General features: G+C 70.8%; 23 protein-coding genes. 15 read left to right on the top strand and 8 right to left on the bottom strand.

The window, feature by feature from the left end; translation table 11 throughout:
• Positions 1-19: 19 nt before the first annotated feature.
• Positions 20-904 carry a hypothetical protein gene (locus tag AB0H78_RS01920; RefSeq protein WP_363232231.1) on the bottom strand — a complete coding sequence of 295 codons (885 nt, stop codon included), beginning with the start codon at positions 902-904 and terminating at the stop codon, positions 20-22.
• A gap of 127 nt (positions 905-1031) precedes the next feature.
• Here AB0H78_RS01920 and AB0H78_RS01915 point away from each other — a divergent pair, with 127 nt between their 5' ends.
• On the top strand, positions 1032-1427 hold the full coding sequence (locus AB0H78_RS01915) for a hypothetical protein (protein ID WP_363232230.1): 396 nt from the start codon (positions 1032-1034) through the stop codon (positions 1425-1427).
• An 88-nt stretch (positions 1428-1515) separates the two neighbouring features.
• A complete protein-coding gene (locus tag AB0H78_RS01910; RefSeq protein ID WP_363232229.1) occupies positions 1516-2574 on the top strand; it encodes a MerR family transcriptional regulator in 1059 nt (352 codons plus the stop codon).
• A gap of 4 nt (positions 2575-2578) precedes the next feature.
• Here the strand turns inward: AB0H78_RS01910 and AB0H78_RS01905 are convergent, their stop codons facing one another.
• A complete protein-coding gene (locus tag AB0H78_RS01905; protein WP_363232228.1) occupies positions 2579-3856 on the bottom strand; it encodes a hypothetical protein in 1278 nt (425 codons plus the stop codon).
• Positions 3857-3976: 120 nt separating this feature from the next.
• Here AB0H78_RS01905 and AB0H78_RS01900 point away from each other — a divergent pair, with 120 nt between their 5' ends.
• A complete protein-coding gene (locus AB0H78_RS01900; protein WP_363232227.1) occupies positions 3977-4540 on the top strand; it encodes a GNAT family N-acetyltransferase in 564 nt (187 codons plus the stop codon).
• A 12-nt stretch (positions 4541-4552) separates the two neighbouring features.
• Here the strand turns inward: AB0H78_RS01900 and AB0H78_RS01895 are convergent, their stop codons facing one another.
• Both AB0H78_RS01895 and AB0H78_RS01890 read right to left on the bottom strand, forming a co-directional pair.
• The gene (locus tag AB0H78_RS01895; protein WP_363232226.1) at positions 4553-5644 is read right to left on the bottom strand and encodes a magnesium and cobalt transport protein CorA; all 1092 of its coding nucleotides are present in this window, start codon (positions 5642-5644) and stop codon (positions 4553-4555) included.
• A gap of 47 nt (positions 5645-5691) precedes the next feature.
• Entirely contained in the window at positions 5692-6282 is a 591-nt protein-coding gene (locus AB0H78_RS01890; RefSeq protein ID WP_363232225.1) for an acetate uptake transporter, read from the bottom strand.
• Between the two features lie 61 nt (positions 6283-6343).
• Between AB0H78_RS01890 and AB0H78_RS01885 the strand changes: the two genes are divergently transcribed.
• The 8 genes from AB0H78_RS01885 (at position 6344) to AB0H78_RS01850 (ending at position 17017) form a co-directional block, all read left to right on the top strand.
• The gene (locus AB0H78_RS01885; RefSeq protein WP_363232224.1) at positions 6344-6613 is read left to right on the top strand and encodes a hypothetical protein; all 270 of its coding nucleotides are present in this window, start codon (positions 6344-6346) and stop codon (positions 6611-6613) included.
• A gap of 192 nt (positions 6614-6805) precedes the next feature.
• Positions 6806-8932 carry a VCBS repeat-containing protein gene (locus AB0H78_RS01880; RefSeq protein WP_363232223.1) on the top strand — a complete coding sequence of 709 codons (2127 nt, stop codon included), beginning with the start codon at positions 6806-6808 and terminating at the stop codon, positions 8930-8932.
• Positions 8933-9005: 73 nt separating this feature from the next.
• Positions 9006-9308, top strand: a complete 303-nt coding sequence (locus AB0H78_RS01875) for a hypothetical protein (RefSeq protein WP_363232222.1) — start codon at positions 9006-9008, stop codon at positions 9306-9308.
• Positions 9309-9464: 156 nt separating this feature from the next.
• Positions 9465-10991 carry an MFS transporter gene (locus AB0H78_RS01870; protein WP_363232221.1) on the top strand — a complete coding sequence of 509 codons (1527 nt, stop codon included), beginning with the start codon at positions 9465-9467 and terminating at the stop codon, positions 10989-10991.
• Positions 10988-12724 carry a SpoIIE family protein phosphatase gene (locus tag AB0H78_RS01865; RefSeq protein ID WP_363232220.1) on the top strand — a complete coding sequence of 579 codons (1737 nt, stop codon included), beginning with the start codon at positions 10988-10990 and terminating at the stop codon, positions 12722-12724. The genes AB0H78_RS01870 and AB0H78_RS01865 overlap by 4 nt, the downstream gene beginning before the upstream one ends.
• Positions 12721-13239, top strand: coding sequence for a histidine kinase (locus AB0H78_RS01860; protein ID WP_363232219.1), 519 nt, complete (start codon positions 12721-12723; stop codon positions 13237-13239). Before AB0H78_RS01865 ends, AB0H78_RS01860 begins: the two co-directional genes overlap by 4 nt.
• 344 nt (positions 13240-13583) lie before the next feature.
• Positions 13584-15668, top strand: coding sequence for a reprolysin-like metallopeptidase (locus AB0H78_RS01855; RefSeq protein WP_363232694.1), 2085 nt, complete (start codon positions 13584-13586; stop codon positions 15666-15668).
• Positions 15665-17017, top strand: a complete 1353-nt coding sequence (locus AB0H78_RS01850; RefSeq protein ID WP_363232218.1) for a dipeptidase — start codon at positions 15665-15667, stop codon at positions 17015-17017. The genes AB0H78_RS01855 and AB0H78_RS01850 overlap by 4 nt, the downstream gene beginning before the upstream one ends.
• On the opposite strand, the gene AB0H78_RS01845 is transcribed toward AB0H78_RS01850, so the two are convergent.
• Positions 17007-18296, bottom strand: a complete 1290-nt coding sequence (locus AB0H78_RS01845; protein ID WP_363232217.1) for an amidohydrolase — start codon at positions 18294-18296, stop codon at positions 17007-17009. The two genes, AB0H78_RS01850 and AB0H78_RS01845, sit on opposite strands and share 11 nt — an antisense overlap.
• A gap of 163 nt (positions 18297-18459) precedes the next feature.
• Here AB0H78_RS01845 and AB0H78_RS01840 point away from each other — a divergent pair, with 163 nt between their 5' ends.
• Both AB0H78_RS01840 and AB0H78_RS01835 read left to right on the top strand, forming a co-directional pair.
• A complete protein-coding gene (locus AB0H78_RS01840) occupies positions 18460-19188 on the top strand; it encodes an SIMPL domain-containing protein (protein WP_363232216.1) in 729 nt (242 codons plus the stop codon).
• 197 nt (positions 19189-19385) lie between these two features.
• The gene (locus AB0H78_RS01835) at positions 19386-19571 is read left to right on the top strand and encodes a hypothetical protein (RefSeq protein ID WP_363232214.1); all 186 of its coding nucleotides are present in this window, start codon (positions 19386-19388) and stop codon (positions 19569-19571) included.
• Between the two features lie 70 nt (positions 19572-19641).
• On the opposite strand, the gene AB0H78_RS01830 is transcribed toward AB0H78_RS01835, so the two are convergent.
• Complete coding sequence (locus AB0H78_RS01830; RefSeq protein WP_363232213.1) at positions 19642-19998, bottom strand: hypothetical protein; 357 nt, start codon at positions 19996-19998, stop codon at positions 19642-19644.
• Between the two features lie 517 nt (positions 19999-20515).
• Here AB0H78_RS01830 and AB0H78_RS01825 point away from each other — a divergent pair.
• Positions 20516-21469: a PHB depolymerase family esterase gene (locus AB0H78_RS01825; RefSeq protein WP_363232212.1), complete on the top strand. Its 954-nt coding sequence runs from the start codon at positions 20516-20518 to the stop codon at positions 21467-21469.
• Positions 21470-21568: 99 nt separating this feature from the next.
• Positions 21569-22303 (top strand): hypothetical protein, encoded by a 735-nt coding sequence (locus tag AB0H78_RS01820; RefSeq protein ID WP_363232211.1) that lies wholly within the window; start codon positions 21569-21571, stop codon positions 22301-22303.
• On the opposite strand, the gene AB0H78_RS01815 is transcribed toward AB0H78_RS01820, so the two are convergent.
• Together AB0H78_RS01815 and AB0H78_RS01810 are read right to left on the bottom strand one after the other, a co-directional pair.
• The gene (locus tag AB0H78_RS01815; protein ID WP_363232210.1) at positions 22282-22557 is read right to left on the bottom strand and encodes a DUF397 domain-containing protein; all 276 of its coding nucleotides are present in this window, start codon (positions 22555-22557) and stop codon (positions 22282-22284) included. The two genes, AB0H78_RS01820 and AB0H78_RS01815, sit on opposite strands and share 22 nt — an antisense overlap.
• Positions 22554-23381 carry a helix-turn-helix transcriptional regulator gene (locus AB0H78_RS01810; protein WP_363232209.1) on the bottom strand — a complete coding sequence of 276 codons (828 nt, stop codon included), beginning with the start codon at positions 23379-23381 and terminating at the stop codon, positions 22554-22556. Before AB0H78_RS01810 ends, AB0H78_RS01815 begins: the two co-directional genes overlap by 4 nt.
• Positions 23382-23484: the final 103 nt, after the last annotated feature.

Raw genomic sequence — 23484 nt, 5'->3', positions numbered from 1 at the left:
GCATACGTGGATGAATTTATTAGGCCGTCAGATGAGCCCGGTCCGGCGGCCGCACCGCCTCGCCAGGCGGCTGCGTACGATTCCGCAGCCGGCCGGTGAGCCACGCCGCGAGCACCACGGCGACCCCGAGCGCCAGCGTCACCCACCCCGCCGTCCGCAGGAACGCGGTCAGCGCGTCGTACACCGCTCCGGCCGCCGCCCGGTCCACGTCAGCGGGCAGGTCGTCCAGCGCGAGCGGCCGGGCGACGGCGACACCGACGAGCAGCAGTACGGCGCCCAGCGCGGTCGCGACGCCCAGCCAGGTCACCGCCCGTCGGCGGCGTCCCGCGCCCGCGACGAGCACGGCGAGCGCCGCCAGCACGAGCGTGAGCACCGGCAGCCAGACCCCGGCGATCCGCAGCCAGCGGTAGCTGTCGCGCAGCTCGCCGAGCTTGTCCGAGGTCATGACGGTGACCTCGGTGTGCTCGACGGGGATGTTGTCCGCGAACGGCACACCCTGGTCGGTCAGCTCCTGCTTCACGCGCTCCGTCACCGGCGCCAGATCGATGACGACGTCGTCGCCGTTCCCGCTGCTCAGCGCCTTGTCGACGGCGGCGTGCGCGACCCGGTTGACGGTGTTCCAGGCGGTCTGGAAGGCGTCGGATCCGGCGAAGGACAGCACGGCCTGGCGGACCAGGTCCTGGACGCCCGACTGGATCGGCCCGGCGTCGATGTTCTTCATGACCTCGTCGGTGACCCGGTCGGCGACCGCGTTCTGCACGGCGGTGTCGCCGGCGAGCGGCGCCATGGCGGCCACATAGCGGTCCGTGTCGCCGACCTCCGCGCTCGCCCAGACCGAGAGCGCGCTCAGCGGAACGAGCAGAAAGATCAGTGCGGTCAGGGCAGCGGAGAGGAGGCGGCGCATCCCTCCAGGGGAGTGCCCCGCGGTGACGGGCGCGAGCCGGGCGCCCTGTCCGTACTCCGTCCGAGTTGCCGTACGCCGCCCGCGGGTGTGCCCTGGAGTGAGGGGGCGAGCGGAAGGGACCCCACCCATGGCTGCACATGCGGCGGTACCGCCACGGCGACAGCGCGTCGACCCGCACGCGGGCGCGGTGGCCTGGCCGATCTTCGTGATCCTCGGAGCGGCCTACGGCTTCTGGGCCGCGTTCAACCTCCGCGACGGAGGCCCCGTCACCGGAGGCCAGATCGCGGTCGGCTTCATCGCGGGCGGCTCCCTCACGATCCTGTCCGTACTGCTCTACCTCTTCCAGGACCGCCTCCCGCGCGAGCTGCGCGCAGGCGCCTACGGGGTGCTCGTCGGCTGTGCGCTCGGCTTCCTGTACGCACAGACCGGGGCCAGCATCCTGCGCTCGGTCGGGCTGGGAGCGGCGCTCGGCGCGGCGGCAGCGGCGGCGATGTTCTACATCTTCTACACGCGCGAGGACTGACCGCACAGGGCGGGCAGCGGGCGTGCTTGTAGGTTGACCTTCCTCCCGGGGGAAGCCCCAGCATCGGCGGGGACGGAGGAGGGAAGCCATGGAGCTGCTGACCATCGGGGCGTTCGCCCGCGCATCGCGGCTGTCCGCGAAGGCGCTGCGACGCTACGACGAGCTCGGCCTGCTCCCGCCCGCCCGCACCGACCCGTACACCGGCTACCGCTACTACACGGCGGCGCAGCTGGAGCGCGCCAGGCTGGTCGCCTGGCTGCGGCGGATCGGGATGCCGCTGGCCCGGATCGGCGAGGTGTGCGACGCGGACGCGTCGGACGCGGCCGATCTGGTGCGGGCGTACTGGGCGCAGGTGGAGGCCGAGACGGAGGCCAGACGTGACCTGGCGACCTTCCTCATCGATCAACTGATCGGGAAGGAAACCGACATGAGCACTGCACCGACCCTGGGGATCCGCTACGCGGCCCTCACCGATGCCGGCCTGGTCCGCGCGTCGAACCAGGACACGGCCTACGCGGGATCGCGCCTGCTGGCCGTGGCCGACGGCTACGGCAGCGGCGGAACCACCGCCGGCGAGGCAGCCGTCAACGCGCTCAAGGTGCTGGAGGCGGCCGGGGCGAAGGTCATCCGCGCCGGGGACCTCCTCAACGCGCTGGGCGACGCGGTGGACGCCGCGCACCGCGAGGCGGCGGGCCTCCAGGACTCCGGCACCACCCTCACCGCGATGCTCTGGACCGGCTCACAGCTGGCCCTGGTCCACATCGGGGACAGCAGGGCGTACGTCCTGCGCGACGGCGCGCTCTTCCAGATCACGCACGACCACACCATGGTCCAGGCGATGATCGACGAGGGCACGCTCACACCGGACGAAGCCCGCTCCCACCCCCAACGCACGCTGCTGCTCAGGGCGTTGGGCACGGAAGGGCCGCCGTCCCCCGACCTGAAGCTGTACGACGCCGAGGCCGGCGACCGCTACCTCCTGTGCTCCGACGGCCTCTCCACGGTGGTCCCGGACGCGGACGTCGAACGGACCCTGGGCGCGAGCACCGACCCGGACGAGACGGTCCGGGCCCTGATCGCGCTGGCACATGAGGCGGGCGCCCCGGACAACGTGGCCTGCGTGGTGGCGGACGTCGTCACCCTGTAGCGCCTCAGGCAGCGGGACCGGCGGCAGCGGGCGGAGCCACCGGTCCCGCCGTGTCCGCCGGGTCCGCGGCCAGGAATTCCACGACCGCGAGCGCCAGCAGCGTGAGCAGCGCGATCACCAGCACGACGAGCCCGGTCGGGCGGCTCCACACCAGGAAGACGACGACCGCGACGGCCACGACACCCCAGTTCAGCCAGGTCCGCTTGGTGCGCACCCAGCGCCCGGCCGCACCCGTGTCCACACCGGCCGCACCGCGTACGGCACCGATCCCGCCCGTCCACATCTCGCGGGCCCGCACCGCCCACCGGCCAGGACCGGTCAGCCAGGCGCCCAGCGCGACGACCGCGCCGAGCACGGCCACCATGCGCACCGACGTACGCAGGAACTGCACCACGGTGTCGAAGATCGCGGCGGCGGCGGGCTCGGAGACCGTGTCGGGGAGCTTGTCGAGATAGATGGAGCGGCCGATCACCAGACCGAGCCCCAGGACCAGCGCACCACCCCCCACCAGCAGCGCGGCGGTGATCGCCGCACGCCGCTTCCGTACAGCGAGAAGCACCCCGCCCACGGCGAGCAGCACGGCCAGCACGGGCAGCCAGACCCCCGCGATCTGCAGCAGCCTGAACCCGGTGCGGGCCTTGCCCACCGCGTCCGAGTCCACGACGGTGAAGCTCGTGTGCACCTCGGGGATCTTCGAGGCGAGGCCGAGCCCGTTGTCGACCAGCCGGTCCTTGACCTGGTCGATCACCGGCGCCAGGTCGATGGTGACCTTGTTGCCCTTGTCGCTGGTCAGGGCCTTGTCGACGGCCTTGTGCGCGGCCCGGTTGAGCGCGGTCCAGATCGTGGCGAAGGCATCGCTCGACACGAACCTCTCCACAATGCTGTGGACGAAGTTCGTCAGCCCGGAGGTGAGCGGCTTGCCCACCTGCTTAATGAGGATGTCGAGCTTGGGCCGGTCGTCGGGCGCCACCTCGGCGAGCAGATCGTTGACGTCGATCTGCTCCATGACGGCGGTGGTGACCCGGTTGCTCACGCCGGCCTGGATGTCCGGATTGGACGCGAGCGGCGCCATCGTCGCCACATAGCGGTCCGTGTCGCCGATCTCGTCGCTCGTCCAGACGGCGACCGCCGCGAGGGGCGTGAGGACCGCGGCGATCAGGATCAGGACGACGGCGAAGGCCGAGCGCACCCGGTGGCGGGGCTGCTTCGGCCGCTCCAGCTCGGCGACCCTGGCCCGCAGCCGTACCAGCTCGGTGTCTTCTGCCTCGTTGTTCGCCGTCATGTCCCCAGGGGACGGCATCGGCGCGCCTCCCGCACGCCGGAGCACGCCGTACGGATGCTGCCACCTATCCCTGCTCGCATCGCACTGCGACGATGGGAGAGGAACGAGGGGGAGGGACCCATGGCAGCAGAGGTCTTCATGCGGCGGCTGACCCGCTGGCAGGCGGAACAGCAGCGGGAGGCCGTCGCCGATACGTACGTCGAGGCGTACCGGCGGGCACCGGGTGAGGAGTACCACGACCGGCAGGCGTTCCTGCGGCGGTTCGCCGAGGACATGCAGCGCCCGGGCTTCGACATGATGGTCGCCGACGGGCACGATCTCGCGGGCTGCGCCTATGGGTACGTACTGGAGCGCGACGGCGAGATCTGGCACGGCTTCAGGGGCGGACTCCCGCCGGGCATAGAGGAGTCGACCGCCTCGGGCCATGTCTTCGTCCTCGCGGAGCTGATGGTGCTGCCCGCCTTCCGGCGCCGCAAGATCGCCACGCGCCTCGTCGACCAGCTGCTGATCCGCACCAGGGCGACGCTGGTCGCGGCCCTGGTGGAACCGGCGAACGTGCCGGTGCGCAGCGCGCTGCGGGAGTGGGGCTGGGCGCGGTTCGGCGACGTACAGCCCGATGGGCAGGGGACGCAGGTCCCGCTGCTGTACGAGGCATGGAGCCGGCCGGTGGCGCACGCGGCCTGAGCAACGGGCCGTCTACAGCCAGCCGTTGCGCCGGAATCCCCGGTGGATGACGAAGCACGACACGGCGATCAGGACCAGCACCATGGCATAGCCGTACTTCCAGTGCGTCTCCGGCATGTGGTCGAAGTTCATGCCGTACACCCCGCACACCATGGTCGGCACGGCGACGATCGAGGCCCAGGCGGTGATCTTCCGCATGTCCTCGTTCTGCGCGACGGTCACCTGGGCCAGATGCGCCTGGAGTATGGAATCGAGCAGCGCGTCGTACGACGCGAGCTGCTCGGTGATGCGCGCGAGACGCCCCGCGATGTCGCGGAAGTACGCCTGGATGTCGGGGCCGATCAGCGGCATCGGCTGCGAGACGATCTTCTGCAGCGGCCGGTCGAGCGGGGCCACCGCCCGCTTGAACTCCATGAGTTCGCGCTTGAGCTGGTAGATGCTGCCCGCGTCGGCGGTGCGCCCGGCGGCCTGCGCGAAGACCGCGGTCTCGACCCCGTCGATGTCGTCCTGGACGGCGTCCGCGACGTCCGCGTACCCCTCGATGACGAGGTCGGCGATGGCGTGCAGGACGGCGGCGGGCCCCTTCGCGAGCTGCTCGGGCGAGGCTTCGAGCCCTTCGCGCAGCGGGCCGAGCGACCCGTGGCGCCCGCGCCGCACGGTGATCACGAAATCGGCCCCCGCGAAGACGACGACCTCCCCGGTGTCGACGACCTCGCTGCTGGTGGTCAGCTGCTCGTGCTCCACGTACCCGACGGTCTTGAAGACGGCGAAGAGCGTCCCGTCGTACGAGTCGATCTTGGGCCGGGGGTGCGGCCGCAGCGCATCTTCGACCGACAGCGGGTGCAGCCCGAACAGCTCGGCGAGGTCGGTGAGTTCGGCCTCCTCGGGCTCGTGCAGCCCGATCCAGACGAACCCCTGGCCGGCCTTGCGCACGCGCCGTATCGCCTCCTCGGCGGGGCAGTCGCCGGGCTGCCGCTCGCCGTCCTGGTAGACGACACAGTTGACGACCGCGCTGCCCAGGGGCGAGCGCGCGGGGTGGCTGAGGTCGACCGTGCGGTGGTACGCCCGGCGCATCACGCGGCGGAGATTGCTGATGAGCGGCATCCGGGCAGTGTGCCACCGGGCGGCCCCGCGGTGTCGGGGCGGGGGCGTCAGCCGACAGGGATGATCTTGCGGCCGCGGGTCTCGTTGACGACGCCCGCGAAGGACGCGTACCAGGCGAGGAACGCGGTGAGCAGGCCGAGCCAGCCGCCGATGCGGGTGAGGGCGGTGCTCTCGCAGAACGCGCCCAGCGCGAGGAAGAGGAAGGTGAGGGTCAGTGCCGCGAAGACGGCGAGGGTGGCCTTGTCGAGCGTGGTCGCGGCCACGGTCATGTACAGGGTGAAGATGAACCAGGCGATGAGGAAGAGCCCGGTGGCGACATGCGTGTGCGCCGGGTCGAGCCCGGGGACGACGAACTTCACGTACCCCGCGAAGGCCATCCAGAAGGCCCCGTACGAGGTGAAGGCGGTCAGCCCGAAGGTGTTGCCGCGCTTGAACTCCAGCAGCCCGGCGGCGAACTGCGCGAGCCCCCCGTAGAACAGCGCGAGCGGCAGCACCTCCGCTTCGAGGGCGGAGTCGCCGATCACGCCGGAGTTGAACATGGACAGACAGAAGGTGGTGAGGGCGAAGGCGGCGAGGCCGAGCGGGGCGGGGTTCGCGAGGGGCGGGGCCGCAGCGCCCTTATCTTCCGAATTGTCCATAAAGGGATGCTCTCACCCCGGGCCCCGGCCCGCAGGGCATGACGCCTCGTACGATCGCCGCATGAAGCCACAGCCCCGCACGGGCGGCCCCAAGGGCCACCCCGCCAAGCCGAAGAAGCCCCCGCGCCGCATCCGCCCGGCGACGGCGGTCTTCCTGGCGATCGCGGCGGTGCTCTACGCGGCGGCGATCGTCTGGCCGCTGGCGGTCGGCGCGCGGACCTGGATGTGGGTGGACGTGATCGTCTTCCCCTTCCTCGCCCTGATCGCGTACGCGGTGATCCTCGGCGACAGCACGGACGACGGATCGCTCCCCAACAGCCCTTTCGGCTAAGGCGTGTTGCCTCGTGAGGCGGCAGGGGAAGAAAGCGCTGTCAGTGGTCGTTGATACGGTCGTAGAGTTGCGTGTGTCAGGGGGGAGCGCAGGCCGGGGGGCCGCACGATTTCACTTCACAGGACGATTCGCGCCGCGCGCATCGTCTCCCCGCCTCACACGCCATGGGCATAGATCTGGGGAGATTCTTTGTTGCGCAAGAGCAAGATCAGGTTCATCTCGGCGGCACTCATACCGACTCTGACCCTGGGCGCCGTGGGTGCGGGAGCCGCCACCGCCCTCGTCACCGCGTCGTCGGCAGCTGCGGCCACGGCCGGAGAGCGGCTGTGGGACACGCCCGCACCGCTGACGAAGGCGGGAGAGGCCAACTCCGTCAAGGACGTGAAGACCACTACGGACGGCACTGCCGTCATGGTGTGGGTTCGTACCCTGGGCAAGGACCGGGAGGAACTGTGGTCCGCCACCCGCCCGGCCGACGCCACCGCCTGGAACGCTCCGGTCCGCGTGGACGACACGCAGAACAGTGGTGTGTACGACGTCGACCTGACCGTCGGCAAGGACGGCTCGGCGACCGTGGCCTGGGAGCTCTACGGTTCGTCCGGTTACACCTACAGCACGGCGTCGCTCGCAGCCGGTGCCGCCGCATGGACAGTCGACGGGGAGATCCCGGGCGTGGACTCGCCCGGTCTGCTCGCGGCGGCGAGTGGCCCCGGCGGCAGCCTTGTCGCGGTCTGGTCCACCTACGGCGAGGGTGCTGTGCCGAAGGGGACATACGTCTTCGAGCGCACCGCACCCGGCGCCGCCTGGTCGGCGCCCGTCAAGCTCGCCGATGACCCCGTTCTGGAGTTGGCGGTCACTGTCGCGGGCGACGGCAGGGCGACCATTGCCTGGGACTACAACGCGCTGACCGTGGTGAGCCGGGCCCCAGGCAGCGACACGTGGAGTGCGCCCGTCGAGGTCAAGAAGTCGGGGCTTCTGTCCCGTGTGACGCTCCAATCGTCCGTCTCCGGCGCAACCCTGCTGAGCTGGTCGAATCCCTCCAGCCTCGGCGACGACTACAGCTTCTCGTACCGTCCTGCGGGCAGCGAGCAGTGGGGCGCACCCGAGACGACTCCAGCCGGCTCGTACCCGGATGACAGCGGTGCGCCGGTGCTCGACCAGAACGGCGAAGTGACGATGGCGTGGCAAGGCACTTCCACGTCAAGCCTCAGCACCGCCACCCGATCGGCATCCGGGACCTGGTCGGCGACGCAGAACCTGGCCGAGTCCGCGGTGAACCAGGTCTGGTCGCCGAGCATCGGTGCCGACGGCACGGTCACGCTCCTGTGGACCAATAGCGAGGGGCAGCTGACGTCCTCCCACCGTGCTCTCGGCGGCAGTTGGACGTCGCCCGTGCTCGTCGGCCGCACCGATGCCGACCGCAAGGGCTTCAGCGCAAGCGGCAATGACGGCCGGGCCTTCGCCGTCTGGAACCGGAATACCGCTACCGAGGGCGACACAGCCGTCCAGCAGGTGTGGGCGACGGCCACCGGGTCCCGGGATCCCGCCACTCCGTCCAAGCGCCGTGACTACGTGGGCAATGACGGCTTCCCCGACCTGTACGCACGTGGAACCGACGGCTCCCTCGTCGTCTACCAGGGCAAAGCCTCCGGTGTCGTGTCCGCGAAGGCCGACGGCGGAACCTGGCCGGACACGTCCACCGTCATCCCCTTCGGAGATCTGAACGGTGACGGGACGAACGACACGCTCGTGACCGACACGGCGGGTGATCTGTACCGCTACACCCCCGTGCGCTCCAAGCCTGTGTCCCCCGACGCCCCCTCCACCCGGATCGGCACGGGTTGGCAGGGCTACGACGGACTCACCTACTCGGGCGACTTCACCGGTGACGGACTGCCCGACCTGGTGGCCCGGCAGACCGCAACCGGTGACCTCTACCTCTACGCGGGCACCAAGGCGGGCGGTCTCACCCGTACCGGCAAGATCGGCAACGGCTGGACGGGCCTGACCATCGTCGGCGCCGGCGACCTCAACGGCGACAAGGCCGCAGACCTCGTCGCCCGTACCGCCAACGGCGACCTCTACCGGTACTACGGCACCGGCAAGGGAACCGTCGGCTCGGGCGTGAAGATCGGCAACGGCTGGGGCAGCATGGCCGACTTCGTCGGCATCGGCGACCTCACCGGCGACGGCAAGGACGACATCCTCGGCCGTACGACCGCCGGCGACCTCTACCGCTACGCGGGCACGGGCGCGGGCACCATCGGCTCCGGCGTGAAGATCGGCAGCGGCTGGAAGTCCTTCCGCAGCATCAGCTAGCCGACAGCGCAGGCAAGGGCCGGACCACCGTTTCAAGGCGGTCCGGCCCTTTCTTCGTTCTAGGGTGGTGCGCATGAGTGCAGAGCCAGGGCAGCTGCAGGCCTGGCTGGACGAGCGCGCGGCCGGATTCGGTGCCTGGGCGGAGGAGACGCGGGCGGCGGACCGCTGGGACTTCACGCCAGGGTCGCTGGATCTTCTGGAGGAGCTGGTGCGCTCCCGTTACGGCAGCGAGGCGGACATCCACGCCGGACGCATGGACCCCTTCCTGCAGGGCGCGATCTGGTACGCCGGAGAGACGGCGTGCCGGACGAAGAGGCTGGTGTGGCACTACTGGCCGTTCGCCACCGGCCGCGCCCCGCTCCGCGCAGCGTCGTAGATCCCTGACCCCGACATCCGCGAAACCCGCCACCGCGCGCAGCGCACCCACCAGCCCGCGCCCCCCACTCCCACCCCCCTCTCCCCACATGGCAGGAACGCACCCCTCCGCTTAGCGTGATGGTGGGTAAGCGTGCCGCCGTAAGGAGACCCACGCATGACCACCAGTTCAGGACAGCCCGCAGGCGCAGCAATCACCACGGGCGCCCGACACAAGCGGGGGCCCGACCCCGACCACCCCTCCCACCGCTGGTGGGTCCTGGGTGTCATCGGGCTCGCGCAGCTCATGGTGGTCCTCGACGCGACCATCGTGAACATCGCGTTGCCCTCCGCCCAGGCGGACCTGGGCTTCAGTGACGGCAACCGCCAGTGGATCGTCACCGCGTACGCCCTCGCCTTCGGCTCGCTGCTCCTCCTCGGAGGCCGCGTCGCCGACCTCATCGGCCGTAAGCGCGTCTTCCTCATCGGCCTGGTCGGCTTCGCCCTCGCCTCGGCGCTCGGCGGTATGGCGTCCAACTTCGGGATGCTGGTCTCGGCCCGCGCGCTGCAGGGAGTCTTCGGCGCGATGCTCGCCCCCGCCGCACTCTCGCTCCTCACGACGACCTTCACCGAACCCAAGGAACGCGCGAAGGCGTTCGGTATCTACGGTGCGATCGCCGGTGCGGGCGGCGCGGTCGGGCTGCTCCTCGGCGGGATCCTGACCGAGTACCTCGACTGGCGCTGGTGCCTGTACGTCAACCTCATCATCGCCGTCATCGCCTTCGCCGGCGCGGTCCGCCTGCTCCAGCCCGGCGCCCCCGCCGACCGGCCCAAACTCGACGTCCCCGGCACGATCCTGGTCTCCGCAGGCCTCTTCTGCATCGTGTACGGATTCTCCAACGCCGAGACGCACGCCTGGAGTTCGTTCCAGACCTGGGGCTTCCTGGTGGCCGGTGCGATCCTGGTCGCCGCCTTCGCCTGGTGGCAGACCAGGGCCGAACACCCGCTGCTCCCCCTCCGCGTGATCCTGGACCGCGACCGCGGGGCTTCGTTCCTGGCGATGTTCATCTCGGGTGCGGGGATGTTCGGAGTCTTCCTCTTCCTCACGTACTACCTCCAGCAGTCCCTGCACTACACCCCGGTCAAGACGGGCCTGGCCTTCCTCCCGATGGTCGCCGTGATGGTGGTCGTCTCGGTGATCACCACCAACAACCTGGTCCCGCGCTTCGGCGCCAAGCCGATCGTCCCCACCGGCATGGGCCTGGGAGCAGCGGCCATGGTCTGGCTGACCGCGCTCGACCTGACCAGTTCGTACGTCCCCCACGTCCTGTTCCCGCTCATGGTGATGGGCCTCGGCATGGGCCTGATCTTCGCTCCGGGCATGAGCCTGGCCACCTCCGGAGTCGCCGCGCACGACGCGGGCGTCGCCTCGGCGATGGTCAACACCAGCCAGCAGGTGGGCGGTTCGATCGGTACGGCCCTGCTCAACACCCTCGCCACCAGCGCCGCCACCAGCTATCTGGTCGGCAAGCAGCCGACCCCCGCCGTCCAGGCGCAGGCCCAGCTGGAGAGCTACTCCACCGCCTACTGGTGGTCGGCCGGCTTCTTCCTGGTGGGTCTGCTGGTCACGGTGGTCCTCTACCGGCGCGGCGCCCCGCAGATCCACCCGGTGGACGAGGACGCGGCCCCGGCAGTGCACATGTGACGCCCCCGCCTGCCGAGTTCGAGTTGCCCGCGGAGGGTCCGCCATCGCTCGACCCGGCGCTGCTGGCCCTCCTGGCCGAGGGCACGACCGCCGGCGTGGGCGTACTCGACGCCGAACTCCGCTACCTCTACGTCAATCCGGCGCTGGAGCGGCTCAACGGCGTCCCCGCCGCCGCCCACCTGGGCCGCACCATCGCCGAGGTACTGCCGGGCATCGACGCCCGCGAGGACGTCCTGCGCGAGGTCCTCGCGGACGGGGTGCCGCGCGAGATCACCACCAGCGGCCAGACCCAGGCGCCCTCCGGCCTGGAGCGGCGCTACTGGCACGGTGCGTACCACCGCCTGGAGCAGGACGGCCGGGTCCACGGTCTGGTCGGCATCGTCCTGGAGGTCAGCGCGTCCGAGGAGCAGCAGCGCGAACTGGAGCGTGCCAGGCAGCACTTGGCGCTCCTGGACATCGCCGCCACCAGTATCGGCACCACCCTGGACATGGACACCACCTGCCGCGAACTGGCCGAGTTCGTCGTACCCCACCTGGCCGACCTGGCGAGCGTCGAGGTCTTCCCTCCCGAGGTGCGCCCGGCCGCCCGCCGGGCGCCGACGGGGGTGCTGCGGCTGCGCCGGGCCGCGATGGCCGCCGTACCCGAACTCCGGGACGCGGCAGCCCAGTTCGGTGAGCCGGGCGAGTACATCGACTACCAGGAGGACGCGGCCAACCCGCGCTGCCTCGCCACCAGCCAGCCCGTCATGGAGAACCTCTACAGCGACGAGCAGATCCGCAGCTCCGCCCCCGACCCCGAACGCGTCGTCGCCTACCGCGCGATCGGCCTGCACTCGGCACTGGTCGTCCCGCTCGCCGCGCGCAGCCACCCGCTGGGCACGCTCACGCTCGTACGGGCGGGGGAGTCGCCCACGTTCACCGAGGAGGACGTGGTCGTCGCGCGCGAGCTCGCGGGGCGGGCCGCGGTCGACCTGGACCACGCCCGCCGCTACACCCACGAACACGGCATCGCCCTGGAACTCCAGCGCTCCCTCCTCTCCGAACCGCGCGGCCGCCACCCCCACATCGAGGTCGCGTCCCGCTACCTGCCCGCGGACCGGGGCGCGGTGGTCGGTGGCGACTGGTTCGACGTCGTACCCCTGTCGGACGGCCGCCACCTCAAGGCGATGGGCGACGTGATGGGCCACGGGGTGGAGGCGGCGGTCGCGATGAGCCACTACCGGGCGCTGCTCCGCCTCCTCGCCGAGGACGACCTCGAACCGCACCAGATCCTGGAACGCCTCGACCTGATGGTGGAGCGCTCCGGCCTCGACCGGGCGGCGACGTGCCTGCTGGCGGTGGTGGACCGCTTCCACGCGCAGTGCCGCATCGCGAGCGCGGGCCATCTGCCGCCGGTCTTCATCGACCCGTACGAGGGCGCGAGGCTGGTCCCCGTGCCGGTCGGCCCGCCGCTTGGCACGGGATTCGGGGGGTACGAGTCGACCACGGTGGCCTGCGGCCCCGGCACGATCCTGTTCATGTACACCGACGGCCTCGTGGAACGGAGGGGAGAGGACATCGACGTGTCCCTGAACCGCCTGACGAGCCTGCGCGTGCCGACGAGCGGCCGCCTGGACGACCTGGTCGAGGACACCCTGGACCGCTTCGGCCAGGACGCCGAGGACGACATCGCGGTGCTCGCCTCGCGCATCCGGAGCACAACGGGCTACGACAAGGGAGAACACCCGAGATGACCGAGACCCACCAGATCCTGCTGATCACCTTCACCTCGCCCACCTCGCCCACCTCGACCACCTCGTCCGAGCGTGTCCGCGCGGCATACGAGGAGGCCCTGGAACTCCCCGGCCTGCGCCAGGCGGCCATCCTGGAACGCTCGGCGGAGGGCATCCTCGACATCCCCGAGAACCACGTACGCGGCGCCGGAGTGCCGACGGTGGGCGGCGGTGTGGTGGGCGGCCTGGTGGGTCTGCTCGGCGGCCCGATCGGCGTACTGATCGGCAGCGCGGCGGGCGCGGCGCTGGCGAACGCGCGGGAGAACCATCAGCTGGCGGAGGGCGGGGCGGGCCTGATCGTGCTGAGCAGCCGGGTGGAGAACGGCACGTCGATGCTGGTGCTCGACCTGCACGAGTCGTCCCCGGAGGCGGCGGACGCGCTGGCCGCGGCGCACGGGGGCACGCTGGAGCGGCTCTCCGCGGAGGAGTTCACGGCCCAGGTGGAGGCAGCGGAAAAGGCGGCCGAGGAGTCCTGACCGCCCCCACGCTGGGGCTCCGGGGCCGGAGGGCAATCTCAGCCCGTCCGGCGCTTGAGGACGAGCGGCCGAAGGGCCGCGATCGGGGGGCGCAGGGGGCGGAGCCCCCGCTTACCGGGGCTCGGGGGTCTGGGGCGCAGCCCCCCTCGCGGCGGAGCCGCAAATGTCACAGCCGGGAAGGGGCGGGGTGGGGGAGATGGCCCGCCCCGCCACCTCCGCCGCGCACCGTCGGAGTGACACCACCCCCCACCCCGTGATCCCCACCCCACCGCGCGGAAGGAATCCCCTCGGTCCGGCACTCCACGAGCCGGCGTCCCGAGGACGAGGAACAGGCGGTGGCGGCGATGGTCCGCAAGAGATGGGGCCGTGCACCGGCCGTCGCAGTGCTGGCGGGGCTGGTCCTCGCCGGCACGCTCCAGGCCCCGGTGAAAGCCCAGGCAGCCGCAGCCCCACCCCGAGGCGCCGTCACGGCCCCCCGCAGCGACGACCTGACGGACGACCCCGCCGACGCCAAGGAGGAGTTCGGCGCGGAGGCCGTACGGATGCGCCACGCCCGCGTCGTCCCCGAGGCCTTCGACCCCATCTGCGGCCGCCCCGGCACCAACCAGGTCCTCTTCCCCCTCTTCGAGGACGTCACGGTCCGCGCCGTGGAGACCTCCCGCTCCACCGTCGACGGACGCCAGGTGTGGACGGGCGTCGTCGACGGCACCCCCGACCAGGACGTCGTCGTCACCCTGGAGGGCGGCTGCGACGGCACCCCGGGCAACGAGTACCTGGGCGCCCAGTTCTCCCTCGGAGGCGATACGTACGCCATCGACCCCGACGGCCCCGGCACCGTGACGATCAGCCAGCTCACCCCCCTCACCGACGAGGACGAACCCCAACTGGCCCCGCCCCCACCCCCCTTGCTCAAAAAAACAGCCCAGGACCGCAACGCGCCTCCCCTCAAGCCCCACTGCAAGGGCGGCGCCAAGGTCTCCCTCGTCGACAGCCTCGTCGCGTACACCCCCCGCGCCCGCAAGGAAGCCGGCGGCGACAGCCAGATCCGCGCCGCGATCGCCCGCGCCGTGACCCTCGCCAACAGCGCATTCGCGGCCAGCGGCACCAAGGTCCGCGTCCGCCTGGTCCACACGGCCCCCCTGGCCCGCGTCCCCGCCCGCGTCGACAAGGTCGGCAGCGACCTCCTCACCGCCGCAGTCACCCCCCGCGACAAGATCGCCGACGAACTCCCCGCCCTCCGCGACCGCTACGGCGCCGACCAGGTCACCGTCATCACCGGCGGCCGCGACTTCGGCGGCCTGGGCTACGTCCCCACCAACCCATCCCCGGCCACGGCGAATTACGGCTACACGGTGGTCGCCCAGTCCGCGATCGGCCACTACTCCTTCGCCCACGAGCTCGGCCACAACCTCGGCGCCTCCCACGACCGCACCACCCAGCCCCACCAGCCCCCGCCCTACGGCGCCAACGGCTACTTCCCCAAGTCCGGCGACTGGTCGTCGATCATGAGTTACGAATCGGGCTGCCGCCGCGCCACCCACGGCCGCTGCAACCGCATCAACCACTTCGAGAATCCCCGCCAGCGCTACCGCGGCCAGCCCCTGGGCGTCCCCCTCGGCCGCCCCGGCGAGGCCGACACCGCCGACATCTTCGCCCGTACGGGAAAGGCGGTCGCCGCCTACCGCCAGGCCCGCTCCGACGACTCGCTCTGCGCCGTCACCACCACCGTCTCCCCGCGCGGAGCCGGAAAGGTCGACGCGGGCACCCCCGGCCCCTACCCCCTCTCCACCTCCGCCTCCTTCTCCGCCGAGGCGCGCAAGGGGTACGTCTTCGCCGGCTGGAAGCTCGACGGCCGCCCGGCCAAGGGCGGCAAGAACGCCTCCTTCCGCCTCCCGGTCCGCGCCGACCACACGCTCACGGCGCTCTTCCGCAAGGGCAGGACCCCCACCTCGAAGGTGAACATCAAGTCCATCGGCTCCGGCAAGGTGGCCAGATCCAAGTCCCCCTCCACCCGGGCCGACTTGGAGGGCGCTGACCTCATCTACGAAGCCGACCCGGCCCCCGGCTGGGACTTCGCCGGCTGGCGTCTCGACGGTTCGTCCGCCGGCGACGACGACACGGTCGCCCTCGACGTGGGTGAGGACGACATGACCCTGACCGCCGTCTTCGAGAAGCGCCGCCACACCCTCGACCTCCGTACGCAGGGCGGCAACGGCACCCTGACCGCCTCCGAGCCCGGCCCCTACTCGGACGGCGACACCGTCTCGGTCACCGCGGTCCCGGCCCCCGGTTTCGTCTTCACCGACTGGCTCCTGGACGGCGCCCCGTACGGCGGCGACGAGGAGCGGGCCAAGGGCGAGACCGCGGTGAGCTTCGAGGAGCGCGGCCACACGCTGACAGCGGTCTTCCAGCCGGGAGAGAAGAAATGACCGAACTCGGCCCGGCCATCGCCGAGTTGATGCCACGAGCCAAGTCCGACCTCACCGCACTCGTGGCGATCCCCTCGGTCGCCGACCCCCGCCAGTACCCGCCCGAGGAGTGCCGGAAGGCCGCCCAGTGGGTGGCCGACGCCTTCACCGAGGCGGGTCTGCGCGACGTACACCTGGTGGAGACCCCCGACGGCAGCCACGCCGTCATCGGCCACCGCCCGCCCCCGCCCGGCGCCCCGACCGTCCTCCTCTACTGCCACTACGACGTGCAGCCTCCGCTAGACGACGCCGCCTGGACGACCCCGCCCTTCACGCTCACCGAGCGCGAAGGCCGCTGGTACGGGCGCGGCACCGCCGACTGCAAGGGCAACATCGTCATGCACCTCACCGCGCTGCGGGCGCTCGGCGACGACGTCCCCGTCGGCATCAAGTTCGTGGCGGAGGGCTCGGAGGAGCAGGGCACGGGCGGCCTGGAGGAGTACGTCGTCGCGCACCCGGAGGAGTTCCTCGCGGACGCGCTGCTGATCTGCGACACGGGGAACGCGGCGGTGGGCGTCGGCACGGCGACGACGTCACTCCGTGGTCTGGCCAATGTGACCGTCACGGTCAACACCCTTGAGGGCGAGATCCATTCGGGCATGTTCGGCGGCCCGGCCCCCGACGCGCTGGCCGCCCTGATCCAGATCCTGGCGACCCTCCGGGACCCCGAGACGGGCGCGACGCGCATCAACAACCTCGACTGCGAGGGAAGTTGGGAGGGCGTGGGCTACGACGAGGACCAGTTCCGCAAGGACGCGGCCGTACTGGAGGGAGTCCGGCTGACCGGCACGGGTTCCGTCGCCGACCGCCTCTGGGCTCGCCCCGCCGTCACCGTCCTCGGCATCGACGCCCCGCCCGTGGTCGGCTCGGCCGCCGCCGTGCCCGCCACGGCCCGCGCCCGCGTCAGCCTCCGGGTCCCGCCCGGCATGGACGTGGAGGCGGCCCGCGCGGCGCTGACCGCGCACCTGACCGGGGCGGCGCCCTGGGGCGCCAGGGTCGAGGTGGAGGCGGAGAGCACGGGCTCCCCGTTCCGGGCGGCCACCGAAGGCCCCGCGTACGGCGCGCTCGGCACGGCGATGCGCGGGGTCTACGGAAAGCCGATGGCGTTCCTCGGCCAGGGCGGCTCGATCCCGCTGTGCAACGTCCTGGCCGGCGCGTTCCCGCGCGCGGAGATCATCCTGATGGGCGTGGAGGAGCCGCGCTGCCTCATCCACGCCCCGAACGAGAGCGTCGACCCGACGGAGATCGCGCACATGGCGCACGTGGAGGCGCGTTTCCTGCAGGAGTACGCGGCCGCTTTCAGCCGTTAGCGCCGGCGCCGAGCCAGGCCAGGGCCGCGGCGGTCATGGCCCGGACCCCGGCGCCCACCGTCGGTCCGACGACCGGCGCGAAGAGCGGCGAGTGGTTGGCCGGGACGTCGCGCCCGAGGGTGCCGTTGCGGGCGGCCTCCGCGAAGACGGCGGGGTCGGCGCCTCCGAAGAACCAGTAACAGAGCGCGGCCCCCGAGGCGGCGGCGAGGTACCCGACGTCCTCGCTGCCGGTGACGACGCCCGGGTCGATGACGGCGGCCTCGCCGAAGTGGGCGCGCATCGCGCCCATGGTCCGGTCGACGGCATCGGCGTCGTTGACCAGGACGGGGAAGGAGGCGACGAGCTCGATCTCCGGCTCGCGGTCGGCTCCGGAGGCCACCGCCTCGGCCCGTACGATCCGGCTGATCGCATCGAGCACCGTCTTCCGCACCTCGGGCGTGAACGACCGCACATTCAGCTTGAGTTCGGCCTCGTCCGGGATGATGTTGTCCTTGGTCCCGGCATGGATCGCGCCCACGGTCACGACAGCGGTCTCCGACCCGGCGATCTCCCGCGAGACCACGGTCTGCAGCCGCATGACGGTGGACGCGGCCATGACGACAGGGTCGACGGTCATCTCGGGCCGCGAACCGTGCCCGCCCCGCCCGAACATCCGTACGTGAAGCGTGTCGCCGCCCGCCATCGCGGGCCCGGGACGGCACCCGATGACCCCGGCGGGCACCGGAGCGACATGCTGCCCGAGCACCACATCGGGGACGCCGACCAGATCGAAGAGCCCGTCGTCGACCATCGCCTGCGCCCCCGTGCCCAGTTCCTCGGCCGGCTGGAAGACGGCGACGACCGTCCCCGACCAGGAGTCGCGTGCCCCGGCCAGCAGATCGAGCGCACCGAGCAGACAGGTGACGTGCATGTCGTGCCCGCAGGCGTGCATCACGGGCCCCTCTTTGCCGTCGGGTCCGACGCCGGTGGCGGAGCTCGCGTACGCCAGACCGGTCCGTTCCTCCACGGGGAGCCCGTCCATGTCGGCCCGCAGCAGCACCGTGGGCCCCTCGCCCTGGCTGAGCACGCCGACGACGCCGGTACGCCCGACCCCCTCCGTGACGGCGAATCCCAGCTGCTTCAGCTCGGCGGCGACGATCCCTGCTGTACGGGTCTCGGCGAAGGAGAGCTCCGGGTGCGCATGCAGGTCCTTGTAGAGGGACTCCAGCCGGGGGCTGATCCCTCCCAGCCGCTCCAGTACGTGGGTGAGGGGCTCGGACCGCGCGCTATCGGAAGTCATCCCCCCATCCTCAGCGGTCCCCGCCCACCGCGCACGCCCCCGCCTCCGACCTTTCCGGGACCTCCCCCATTCGGCACCTCCGGCTGGTGGGGTGCGCGGCGGCTCCCTTCACTGGACCCACGGCCCCCACCCGCCCCGCAGAGCCCACCGAAGAGAGCACGAGATGACCGAACTCCCGCCCGCACACGTCCCTTTCGGTACTCCCGAGGTGCCCCGCATCGCGGTCAGGGGCGAGGTCACCCTGCGGGTCGACCCCGAGCTCGTACAGGTGAGTGTCACGGTGAACGCCCGCGGCACCGACCGCGCGGCCACCCTGGAGGACCTCACGCGGCGCAACGCCGCCGCGCTGCAGCAGGTCGAGTCGTTCGGGACGGCCGTCGAGCGGGTGGAGACCGGGGCCTTCTCGGTCGCCCCCGAACTGGGCAGACGCGGCCGTACGGAGCGGGTACGCAGCTACAGCGGCCATGTCCGCCTCACCGTCGAACTCTCGGACTTCACGGTCCTCGGTGAACTCGTCACCCGCCTGGCCGACCTGGAACTGACCGAGATCGAGGGCCCGTGGTGGCGCCTGCGTGAATCCTCCCCGGCGTACGGAGAAGCACGCCGCCAGGCGGTGCGGGCGGCGGTCGACCGGGCGCACGAGTACGCGGAGGCTGTCGGATCCGGGCTCACGGCCCTGCTGGAGATCGCCGACGAAGGGTCGGACGGCCCGCAGCACTTCCCGGCCCCGGCGGCCTGGATGGCCAAGGGCGGCTACGCGGACGAGGCGGACGCCGAGCAGCCCGCGCTGGACCTCGAACCGGAGCGGCAGTCGGTGTATGCCCAGGTGAACGCCCGGTTCACGATGTCGCCGCCGGTGCTGTCGCGTGGCGGCACCGACAGTCCCCGCTGATGATCGGATCCGAGTAGCACCCCCACTACGGAGGAGTCCGTTCCCATGGCAGTTCGTTTCCGTACGCCCATCGTCCTGGTGTCCGCCACACACCGCCCAAGCCGACGACGGGGAAGTTCATCGCGACGAACTACCGGTACCAGGACGACGCGGTCCAGAAGACGCTGGTCAAGCCGCTGGTGGGCCCCTGCTACAAGGTGAGCACCCAGCTGATGGACGAATACGAGGACGTGTACTTCAGCGACCCGACCGGTGCGGTGAACAAGACGAAGGCCAAGGCGGAGCTGTTCTACGACACCGACTGCTGGGGCAAGCCCGAAGCGACGGTCAAGCCGGGCGATTCCTTCGTCGGCGAGTACCGGGCGGTCCGTTTCGCGCGCTGACGCGTTGACGCACGGCGAGGGACGCGGCCCGGGCGCGCACTGCGCCCGGGACCGCGGAATCGGCCACCCCCTAGATCCACCGCTTCTTCTTGATGAAGGCGAAGGTTCCGGCGGCCGAGAGCACGACGGCGCCGACCAGGATCGGCAGGGCCCAGAAATTGTCGAAGCCGTACTCGTTGAGGTGCTCGAAGTTGGCGCCGGGTATCGCGGCGAAGGTCGACGGGATGACGAACATCAGCGTCATCGCGGCCAGCTTGCGGTTCTCGACGGTGGACTTCAGCTGGCCCTCGGTGAGGTGGTTGAGACGGTCCATGTCCTTGTTGAAATCGCGGAGTTCGTCGCGGATCTCGTGCAGGACGGCGATGACTTCGGTGTTGTCGGCGTGGGTGGCGATGGCCTGGTCGAGGTTGCCGGTGTCGAGGGTCATGAGGGGTGTCTCCTTTGACGAGATGTGAAGTGATGTGACGAGGTATCAGCAGGCCTACTGGCCCGCACGGTTGCTCAAGGCATGGCAGACAGGACTGTCGAGCGGCGCACGGGAAATCCGGCGCCAGACGGCGGACAGACGGAGGATCGAGATCAAGGTCATGGCGTGCCTCCTCACGGGTACGCCGGCGCAGGGCGCGGCGGAACGGCCGTGGGTATGGGGGCGGAAGACGTCGAGGTACGCCTCAACTCGCCCTGGCACCAAGGAGTTTCAAAAGAAAGCGCGTAGGGCCGGTCTCAGCGCGTGCCGGGAGTGGAGGCGACGTGACGGAGGTCTGATGAGTAACTCGGACTCGGACTCATAGCGAAATCGCCTCCTCTCGGCCGGGCGTACGGCGTACATGCGGGTCGCGGACGTAGTCACCACGCGACACCTCCACGCTAACAGCGGGCCCACGGGACACAGCGGGCCGAAGGTCCTGCCCGACCGGGACCAAGGTCCCTGGTTTGCTGGAGGCATGTTCTCCTCCCGACTCTGGTACGGCGCCCTGCTCCTGACCCTGTCCTTCACGGCAGGCTGCTCCAACTCCCCTGAACCGCCCGCCGCGAAGCCCCGCCCGTCCGCCACCACCCCCTCCGCGAGCACCGACACCCGCGCGCAACTCCGCGTGGACGGCACGACGCGTACGTACCTCCTGCACGCCCCCGCCAAGAGCGCGGCCGCCACCCCCAAGCCCCTCCTCATCGCCTTCCACGGCAGCGGCGAGAGCGCGGCGGACATGCGGTCGCGGACCGCCCTGAACCGGGCGGCGGCAGCCCGCACCATGCTGATCGCCTACCCCGAGGGGCTGGACCACGCCTGGGGAGCAGGCGCAGCCGCCACCAAAGAGCGCCCGGACCCCGACACGGATGTGCGGTTCACGGAGGCGCTGATCAAGGACCTCGTACGTACACACCGGGCCGACCCCGCCCACGTCTACGCGGTCGGCTTCTCCAACGGCGGCTCGATGGCCCTGCGCATGGCGGCCCAGCGCCCGAAACTCCTGGCAGGAGCGGCCTCAGTGGCAGGCCAACTCCCCACCGGAACAGCCAAGGTGACCCCCACGGGCCCCGTCCCGGTCCTGCTCATCCACGGCTCGGCGGACCCGATCCGCCCGCCGTCCGGCCTGCCCCACCCCGGCCCGCCGGCCGCAGGCAAGGCGCCGATCACCCCGACCATGTCGTCCCGGGCGAGCGCAGAGGCATTCGCGGCGGCGGCAGGCTCCGCCGGCACCCCGAAAACGACGCACAAGCAGGGCTACGACAGCACGACGTGGCCCCCCGCCCCCTCAGGCGCGGCAGTCCAACTCCTGATCATGAGCGGCGCAGGCCACACCTGGCCGGGAACGTCGGCCACCCCACCCCCGGGCTTCGGCACGGTCAGCACCGCGCTGGACGCGACGAACACGATCCTCGCCTTCTTCGCGGGCTGACAGGAGCCCGCCTCTCCACCATTCGGCACTTCCGGGTGGTGGGTGCTCCAGGGCTCCTTTGACTGGGATTCAAGATCCCCGACTCCCCTGGAGCCCCGCATGTCGTTCCGTACCGCCGCAGCGACGCTCGCCGCCGTCTCCGTACTCGCCGCAGGCAGCCCGGCCTTCGCCGCCGACAACCCGCCCGCCACGAACTGCCTGCCTTCGATCGCCGAGAAGACCGGCGGGTACTACGACCACGCGGCCGAGAAGGGCCTGGGCTTCTGGTTCTTCATGCAGAGCGGCACGGGCACGCTCCCGTTCTCGCAGAACACGATGGACCAGTTCAAACGCGCCGACGTCAAGGTCGAGCCGATCTGCCCGGTCGGCGGCCTCAAGGGCGGCAAGGGTCTATGGACCCCGGTGGGCGCCGACGGCTACAGCAACATGAACCTCGTGAACGGCAGAATCTGGTATCCGGGGGGATGGAAGTTCACGAGCAACAAGACCGGCAACTCCTTCCGGACGGAGGGCTTCTGGCTCCACAACCTGCCGCTGATCGACAAGGCGTCGGGCAACGGCTACGTGAACGGCTCCACGAAGCCGGTCGAGACGCTGATGGCGACGTTCGACACCCTCGACACGTATCTGCAGATCCCGACGCTCGGGTTCCAGGGGATCGGCCCGAAGAACTGGAAGTTCTACCTGGCGGAGGCCTGGGCAAAGCAGCTCAACGACCTGCTCGGCACGCACTTCAAGAAGGGCGACCACGTCCTGACCCTGGCGATCAACGCGACCCCGATCCCGGGGGTCCAGGCAGCGCTGAAGGAGGGCTACGAGCGCGACGAGCACTGACGTAGCAAGGCGACCCAGGCGGCGGGGGCGACGGTGAGGACGGGGCTCGCGTCGTGGAGCTTGGAGTCGCGGATGTGCACGGCGGCGGTGTGGGCGGCGACTTCTACGCAGTCGCCGCCCTCGCTGCCGCTGTAGGTGGACTTGCGCCAGGCGTAGGCGACTTCGAGGCAGGCGCCGCCCTCGCTGCCGCTGTAGCTGGACTTGAACCAGGTCAGGCCTTGCGCGCGGTTCTGCGGTCGTGCTGCGGTGTTCATGACTCTCCTAGCAGTCCGTCCAGTAGGAGCGTGCTCTCCCACGGGGAGAGCGCCTGCGACCGCAGCATTCCATATTTCTGCTGATAGATGCTGACCTCATCAGGGTCGTCGATCAGCTGGCTGATCCGCTGGCCCTCCACGTAAGCGAGGTTGTCGTGGTCGGGGGTCTCCAGCAGCACCATCGGACCGTCGAGGGCGGCGTGTGGCACGCAGTCCATCGGCATGATCTGCACACCCATGCACGGGAGTTCGCTCAGGTCGCGCAGGGCGCGGATCTGATCACGCATGACCTCGCGGCCGCCGAGCGGGCGGCGGAGTACTGCCTCCTCCAGAACGAAGTTGGCGCGGGGCGGCTGCCTCCGCTCCCACACTTTCTGCCGCGCCATCCGGGCCGCGACCCAGTCGTCCACTGTCTCGTCCTCCACCGGCGGATAACGGCACTCGAAGACGGCGCGCGCGTACTGCTCGGTCTGGAGCAGACCCGGCACGACCTGGATCTCGTACCAGAGCAGCGTCACCGCATCCTGCTCATACTCGATGAAGTCCTGCGCGAACACAGGGAACTTCTCCCGCTCAGGCACCTTCCCCACGGCAACCTCAAGCGCCCGCTTCGTGTCGAGCAGATCGTCGATCTGAACGGCCAGCGCGATATGCAACGGCCGCCGCCCCTGCTCGATCGACGCCATCTTGTCGTCGCTGATGCAGAGTTGGGCGGCCAGCTCCTGCTGCGTCATCCCCGCGTGCTTGCGGAACCCGGCGATCTGCGCGCCCACCAGATGCCACGAAGTGACCCGCTTGCCCCGCCGCTTGGCTGATCCGTCCATGCCGTACCCCCTTCCCGGCGCAGGTGGCGGGCCACCGCGCCGGACTCGTACAAACGAGATGTACGACCTGACCCGGTGTCCCAGCATAGTCACCCTGGGTGAC

Origin of the sequence: Streptomyces sp. NPDC050738 (assembly GCF_040654175.1) — a bacterium.
GTDB lineage: Bacteria > Actinomycetota > Actinomycetes > Streptomycetales > Streptomycetaceae > Streptomyces.
Note: the sequence above shows the minus strand (reverse complement) of the source record. Positions and strands in the feature narration are given on the sequence as shown.